This window comes from Pinirhizobacter sp. (assembly GCF_035317885.1).
Lineage (GTDB): Bacteria > Pseudomonadota > Gammaproteobacteria > Xanthomonadales > Rhodanobacteraceae > Pinirhizobacter.
In genome coordinates, this window is the sequence record NZ_DATHFX010000213.1 from 22,118 (window position 1) to 28,746 (window position 6,629).

General features: G+C 64.2%; 5 protein-coding genes and 1 pseudogene. 3 read left to right on the forward strand and 3 right to left on the reverse strand.

What is annotated here, in order from left to right; genetic code table 11:
* Nucleotides 1–109 precede the first annotated feature (109 nt).
* The gene (ppsA, locus tag VK519_RS06795; RefSeq protein WP_324348458.1) at nt 110–2,482 is read left to right on the forward strand and encodes a phosphoenolpyruvate synthase; all 2,373 of its coding nucleotides are present in this window, start codon (nt 110–112) and stop codon (nt 2,480–2,482) included.
* Nucleotides 2,483–2,547: 65 nt separating this feature from the next.
* Here ppsA and VK519_RS06800 read toward each other — a convergent pair whose 3' ends face one another.
* Nucleotides 2,548–3,198: a dioxygenase family protein gene (locus tag VK519_RS06800; protein ID WP_324348459.1), complete on the reverse strand. Its 651-nt coding sequence runs from the start codon at nt 3,196–3,198 to the stop codon at nt 2,548–2,550.
* A gap of 140 nt (nt 3,199–3,338) precedes the next feature.
* Nucleotides 3,339–4,082: an alpha/beta hydrolase gene (locus VK519_RS06805; RefSeq protein WP_324348460.1), complete on the reverse strand. Its 744-nt coding sequence runs from the start codon at nt 4,080–4,082 to the stop codon at nt 3,339–3,341.
* A 171-nt stretch (nt 4,083–4,253) separates the two neighbouring features.
* Between VK519_RS06805 and VK519_RS06810 the strand changes: the two genes are divergently transcribed.
* Nucleotides 4,254–5,132, forward strand: coding sequence for an EamA family transporter (locus tag VK519_RS06810; RefSeq protein WP_324348461.1), 879 nt, complete (start codon nt 4,254–4,256; stop codon nt 5,130–5,132).
* A 17-nt stretch (nt 5,133–5,149) separates the two neighbouring features.
* Nucleotides 5,150–6,457 (forward strand): hypothetical protein, encoded by a 1,308-nt coding sequence (locus VK519_RS06815; protein ID WP_324348462.1) that lies wholly within the window; start codon nt 5,150–5,152, stop codon nt 6,455–6,457.
* Here VK519_RS06815 and VK519_RS06820 read toward each other — a convergent pair.
* A pseudogene (locus tag VK519_RS06820) lies at nt 6,436–6,629 on the reverse strand (hypothetical protein); the annotation flags it as partial. The gene VK519_RS06815 and the pseudogene VK519_RS06820 overlap by 22 nt on opposite strands.

Here is a 6,629-nt window from a genome sequence, read left to right on the forward strand (position 1 = left end):
ACGGTGCCTTCGGCGCATCCTTGTCTCATGGGCCCACGGCCACCCACAATAGCGAGCTAACCTGCGGCGCCTTCGCGTCCCACCGTTTCCAAAACTCGAGGATGTTCCATTGAGCGATCTGGTGCTTTGGCTCGATGCCCTGCGCATGAGCGACCTTGGCAAGGTGGGCGGAAAGAATGCCTCCCTTGGGGAAATGATCGGCAACCTGTCGAAGCTGGGGGTTTCGGTGCCCGGCGGCTTCGCGACCACCGCGGACGCTTTCCAGGCTTACCTGGAAAAAAGCGGCTTGGCCCGCCGCATCCAGGACCGCCTGGAACACCTGGACGTCGACAACGTCGATGAGCTGGTCAAGGGCGGCAAGGAAATCCGCGGCTGGATCGTCGATACCGCCCTGCCCGCCGAGCTCGAGCAGGCCATCCGCGACGCCTACATCAAGCTTTGCAAGGATGCCGGTGCCGCCGATATCGCGGTGGCCGTGCGTTCGTCGGCTACCGCCGAAGACCTTCCGGACGCCTCCTTCGCCGGCCAGCAGGAAACCTTCCTGAATGTGGTCGGCATCGACGACGTGCTGCACAAGGTGAAGGAAGTCTTCGCCTCGCTGTACAACGACCGCGCCATCGCCTATCGCGTGCACCAGGGCTTCAAGCACGAGGACGTCTTCCTGTCCGCCGGCGTGCAGCTGATGGTGCGCTCGGATGTAGGCGCCTCCGGCGTGCTGTTCACCCTCGACACCGAATCGGGTTTCCGCGACGTGGTGTTCGTCACCGGCAGCTACGGCCTGGGCGAGATGGTCGTGCAGGGTGCGGTGAACCCCGACGAGTTCTACGTGTTCAAGCCCACGCTCAACCAGGGCAAACCCGCGGTGCTGCGCCGGAACCTCGGTGCCAAGCAGCAGCGCATGGTGTATTCCGACAAGCCCGGCGAGCGCGTGCGCATCGAGGAAACCCCGGCCGCCGATCGCAACCGCTTCTGCATTAACGACGACGAATTGCAGGAACTCTCGCGCCAGGCGCTCACCATCGAGAAGCACTACCAGCGCCCGATGGACATCGAGTGGGCGAAGGACGGCAACACCGGCAAGCTGTATATCGTGCAGGCGCGTCCGGAGACGGTGAAGTCCCGCTCCACCGCCACCACGCTCGAACGTTTCCAGCTGGGTGAGCGCGGCAAGGTGCTGGTGGAGGGCCGCGCCATCGGCCAGAAGATCGGCGCCGGCAAGGCGCGCGTGATCCGTTCCCTGGCCGACATGAACAAGGTGCAGGCTGGCGACGTGCTGGTGGCCGACATGACCGACCCCGACTGGGAGCCGGTGATGAAGCGCGCTGCGGCGATCGTCACCAACCGCGGCGGCCGTACCTGCCACGCGGCCATCATTGCCCGCGAACTGGGCGTACCGGCGGTGGTGGGTTGCGGCAACGCGCTGGAATCCATTCCCGACGGCGCGGAGGTTACCGTGTCCTGCGCCGAAGGCGACACCGGCAGCATCTACGAGGGCATCCTGAAGTTCGAGAAGATCACCGCCGACCTCGGCGCCATGCCCGAGGCCCCGCTGAAGATCATGATGAACGTGGCCAACCCCGAGCGTGCCTTCGACTTCGGCATGCTGCCGAACGCCGGCATCGGGCTGGCGCGCCTTGAGATGATCATCGCCAGCCACATCGGCGTGCATCCGAAGGCCCTGCTGGAATATGCAAAGCAGGACAAGGACATCAAGGCAAAGATCGACGAGCGCATCGCCGGGTACAAGGATCCGGTCAGCTTCTACGTCGACCGCCTCGCCGAAGGCATTTCAACCATCGCGGCCTCGGTGTATCCCAAGCCCGTGATCACGCGGTTGTCGGATTTCAAATCCAACGAGTACGCAGGCCTCCTCGGTGGCGCGCGCTACGAGCCGCATGAAGAGAACCCCATGATCGGCTACCGCGGCGCCAGCCGTTATGTCGACGAGGGCTTCGCAGCGTCCTTCGCGCTGGAATGCCAGGCCGTCAAATACGTGCGCGAAACGATGGGCATGGACAATGTCTGGGTGATGATTCCCTTCGTGCGCACGCTGGACGAAGGCCGCAAGGTGATCGAGGTGCTGCGCAAGAACGGCCTGGTGCAGGGCGAGCACGGGCTGAAGGTGATCATGATGTGCGAGGTGCCGTCCAACGCGCTGTTGGCCGACGAATTCCTCGACATCTTCGACGGCTTCTCGATCGGCTCGAACGACCTGACCCAGCTCACCCTGGGCCTGGACCGCGACTCGAGCATCGTGGCCAACCTCTTCGACGAACGCGACCCGGCGGTGAAGAAACTGCTGGCCATGGCGATCTCCACGGCGAAGGCCAAGGGCAAGTACATCGGCATCTGCGGCCAGGGCCCGTCCGACCACCCGGATCTTGCCGAATGGCTGATGGACCAGGGCATCGAGAGCGTGTCGCTGAACCCCGATACGGTGGTCGATACCTGGTTGCGACTGGCGAAGAAGAAAGCTGGCTGATGGCGTGCCCCCGCGCGCCACGCGCGGGGGATTTCAGGGGCGCCGGCGCGCGTGCCGGGTCTTGCCTAACCGGTCGCCAACACGATATCGAACGCCGCATCAAGCGAGGAAGCGTCCTTGAACGAAGACGTGAGCTCCACGGTGCAGCCTGCCTGTTCCTCGACGGTCAATGCCTGGTAGATCAGGTCCGTTTCATTGAGCGGTTCATCGGCGAAATACAGCTGTGTAACCAGGCGATCGACCTTGCCGCGAACATCGAAGTGGATGTGCGGCGTGCGCGTCCACGTCGGCGCCGCGGGATAAGCTCCAGGCTTGATGGTCTTGAAGGCAAAACGCCCCAGCACGTCGGTCCGGACCTGGCTGTAACCCTGGAAAGCGGGATCGGTAGGGACGCTGGTATTGGTATCGCTTTTGTGGTCGTAGCGGCCGTGTGTATTGGCCTGCCAGATTTCCACGACGGCCCCACGCACAGGCTTGCCCTTTGCATCCAGGACACGGCCTGAAAGATTGATCACCTGGCCGGCTGCGCGTCCACGGCGACCACGCACGAAGGTCAAGTCGGCATCTTCGTCATACGGGCGCGCGACCGGATAGAACGGCCCCATCACCTGTTCGACGGTCGGCGAAGCCGCGGCGGCAACGCCGGCGATGAGTGAACCGCCGGCGGCGACTGAATAACGCAACAATTCGCGCCGGGTAATGATTCGGGAAGACATGCATGGATCCTTCATGGCATTCGCTGCCCAATGCAGCAAATGCCATGACACCACTACACGACCAGAACCGATGAACGCATAGGCTGTTATCGAATGTCAGCACCCGCTGACCATGCGCGAAGCTGCTTCCGATAACCTTGTCAGAATACCTTCCCAAGGAATTGCAGCACGGCGCTCCAGTTGGCTTCGGCGCCGGCCTGGTTACGGCCAGGAAGTAGCGTGGACGAACCATGCACACCGCCCGATTTCGGGATGTACTGCACCTTCATCGTCGATGGCGACGCGGCAAGGATCCCGCGTGCGGCGTTGATTTCGTCGAGCGAGTTCGCCGAGGTCACGAACACCGGCACGGTGACCTTTTTTGCTGCCTCGCCGATCATCGTCTTGTCGTCGAAATACTCCCCCGGCGAGAACGCCAGCACGGCCTTCACCTGGCCGGGATGTTCGCTGGCCACGACGAATACCAGCGACGAGGAATAACTGCTGCCCCAGATGGCGATGGGAAGCTTCTGTGCCTCACCCCACGCCAGCGCCGCTTCGAGATCGGGCTTGGCTTCCAGGTACCCGGCGGATTTGGGGAGGCCGGCCACCGTTTCATTGGTACCGAAGAGCTCTCCGCCGGACCGCTGGTCGATCGCCATCGCACTGTAGCCGGCCGACACCAGCCGTGGCGCGATGGCGGCGTACTCACCCTTGCTTGAACCGGCCTGATGGAAGAGAAGGATCAATGCCTTGGGGTGAGATGCCTGGTAGTACACACCGTGGACAACCACGCCGTCGGCCGCCTTGAGGGTGACCTGCTCTACGCCATCTGCCGCAAACACTGGCGAGATGGACATCGCCAGGAGGCAGGCCGAAGCGAACATCGATCGAAAGCTATACATGGATACTCCCTTCTGCTGGATACGTGGGTATAGCGTTATACGCTTTCGCCGGCAAAGCCGCACCGGAAGCAGCCTGGATGACCCATGCCCCGAAAGTCTGCTGACGCTCGCTGTCAGCAGGCCTTGCAAGAAGTGATGTCGCAAAGGGTAGTAATGGTTAAAGTGCGATCGATGACCCAGTCCCGCTCCCACCCCTTCCTTCCCGCCGCCGCCGTGCTCGGCTCGATCACCTCGCTGTGCATCGGCACCTCGTTCGCCAAGAAGCTGTTCCCGCTGGTCGGTGCCGAGGGTACCTCGGCCCTGCGCGTGGGCTTCTCGGCCCTCGTGCTGCTGCTGTTCTGGCGCCCCTGGCGCTGGCCCCTCAGCCGGCGCGATGCAGGCGCCGTGGTCCGCTACGGCCTCACGCTGGGCGTGATGAACCTGCTGTTCTACATGGCATTGCGAACGATACCGTTCGGCATCGCGGTGGCGATCGAGTTCAGCGGACCCCTGGCCGTGGCGATGTACGCATCGCGTCGCCCGATCGATTTCCTCTGGCTGGCCCTGGCCATCACTGGCCTTGCCATGCTGCTGCCGCTGGCCCACGACGCAACCCTGGATAGCACCGGCGTGATGTTCGCCATCGGTGCGGCCGTGTGCTGGGCGCTTTACATCCTTTTCGGCAAGCAGGCCGGTCACCTGCACGCCGGGCACTCGGTATCGCTGGGACTGGTAGCGGCCAGCCTCGTGGTGGTGCCCTTCGGCGTGGCGCACGCCGGTGCCGCCTTGCTGGACTGGAAGATCCTCGCCGCGGGTCTTGGCGTGGCCGTCGTTTCCAGCGCCATCCCGATGTCGCTGGAAATGATGGCGTTGAAGCGCCTGCCGAGCGAGACCTTCGGCATCCTGGTCAGCCTGGAACCCGCGGTGGCCTCCCTGCTGGGAATGTTCCTGCTGGGAGAGCTGCTGCATGGCATGCAATGGCTGGCCATCGGCTGCATCGTCATGGCCTCGATCGGCAGCACCATCACGGCGAAGCGAGTGATGCCGCGCGCGGTCGAGGCCGCCGGATGATGAGGGGTGCCGCGTGGATGGCGTGGTTCCCACGAGCCTTGCTGCCGATCGCGGCGGCGGCGATGGCGGCGGCCCATCCAGTCGGTGCCTCGCCCGCGCCCTCCGTGACACTCGGTGCGCATGTAGCCAAGTACGACGCCACGGGGCATCTGCTGCCTTGGACGCCATGGAGCCGGGCATTGGACCTGGAGATGCGCTTCTACGCCACGGCGCCCCGGGAACACGGCTATCCGGTGTTCGTCACCACCACCTTCCTGGATGGCCACTGGCATCCCATCGCCGCACGACAGGACACCATCCCGGCGACCCAGGACGGCATGGGTATCATCTCGTACCTGAAATGGCGCCGGTTCCGCGGTAACCGTGACGCTGGCCTACTGTCGACCGCACGTTCGATGGGCGACTACATCCTCGACCAGGACCTCACACCGGATGAAGGGAAGTATCCGAAGTTCCCACATTCCACCGGCCATCGTGGCCAGTTCCCGCAACCTGCCGACAGCGGAGCGCAATCGGACCACCTGTATGAGATCCAGCCAGACAAGGGCGCCATCGCCGGTTACGCGCTGATGCTGCTTGGTGACGCCACGGGCAATGCGCGGTACACCGATGGCGCCCTGCACATCGCCGGGGTCCTTGCCGCCAACCAGCAACCGGGCGATGCCATGCATTCGCCCTGGCCGTTCCGCGCCGATCACCGTACGGGCGTTGCCCGCGGCGACATGTCGGGCGACATGGTCTACCCGCTCCGCCTCTACGATGGCCTCATCGAGCGTGGCCACGGCGAATTCAAGGCGCCGCGCGACGCGCTGTGGCGGTGGATCAAGTCTGTCCAGATACCTGACGCACGGGGCGACGGCATGGCCTTCGCTCAATTCTTCGAGGACCACGACAACCCCGCCAACCGGACGGCGTGGGGCCCCTTGAACCTGGCGCGCTACCTGCTGGAAAAGAAGAATGCGCTCGACCCCGACTGGCTGGCCGATGCCGGAACCCTCGTGGCGTTCGTGCGCCGTGAATTCACGCATGTCGAGGGCGGCGTGCGCGTATGCCATGAGCAGGACGAGGACCACGACGCCTGGGGCGGTATCAACTCGACCTATGGCGCGGTGTTGGCGATGTACGCGAAGGCGACCCATTCGCCATCGCTGGCTGCCGAGGCCCGCGACGCGCTGACTTTCACCGAATACGCCATCGACGACCATGGCCGCCCGATGGACCTGCCGAAGAACCAGGCCATCGGCGGCTGGCAGGAAGATGCCCACACCGACGTCGTGCACAACTTCGTCGATGCGATGGATGCCTATCCCGAGCGGGGACGCTGAGCCGCGCTTCGCGGAGCGACGCGAAGCAGGTACACGCCGTGCCTCGGGACATTGACGGCGACGGAACCTGCCGTGGTGGCAACCGCCTCGTGCGACCAGAGGTCGCGAACCTCGCGCAGTTCCGCGTTGCCCATGCCAGGCACGGTGGCCAGGTCGAACGTGGTGTGTGCCT

What these genes read in the sequence shown, in the direction of transcription:
- VK519_RS06800 (WP_324348459.1), bottom strand. Translation starts at nt 3,198, where the DNA reads ATGTCTTCCCGAATCATTACCCGGCGCGAATTGTTGCGTTATTCAGTC.
- VK519_RS06805 (WP_324348460.1), bottom strand. Translation starts at nt 4,082, where the DNA reads ATGTATAGCTTTCGATCGATGTTCGCTTCGGCCTGCCTCCTGGCGATG.
- VK519_RS06810 (WP_324348461.1), top strand. Translation starts at nt 4,254, where the DNA reads ATGACCCAGTCCCGCTCCCACCCCTTCCTTCCCGCCGCCGCCGTGCTC.
- VK519_RS06815 (WP_324348462.1), top strand. Translation starts at nt 5,150, where the DNA reads ATGGCGTGGTTCCCACGAGCCTTGCTGCCGATCGCGGCGGCGGCGATG.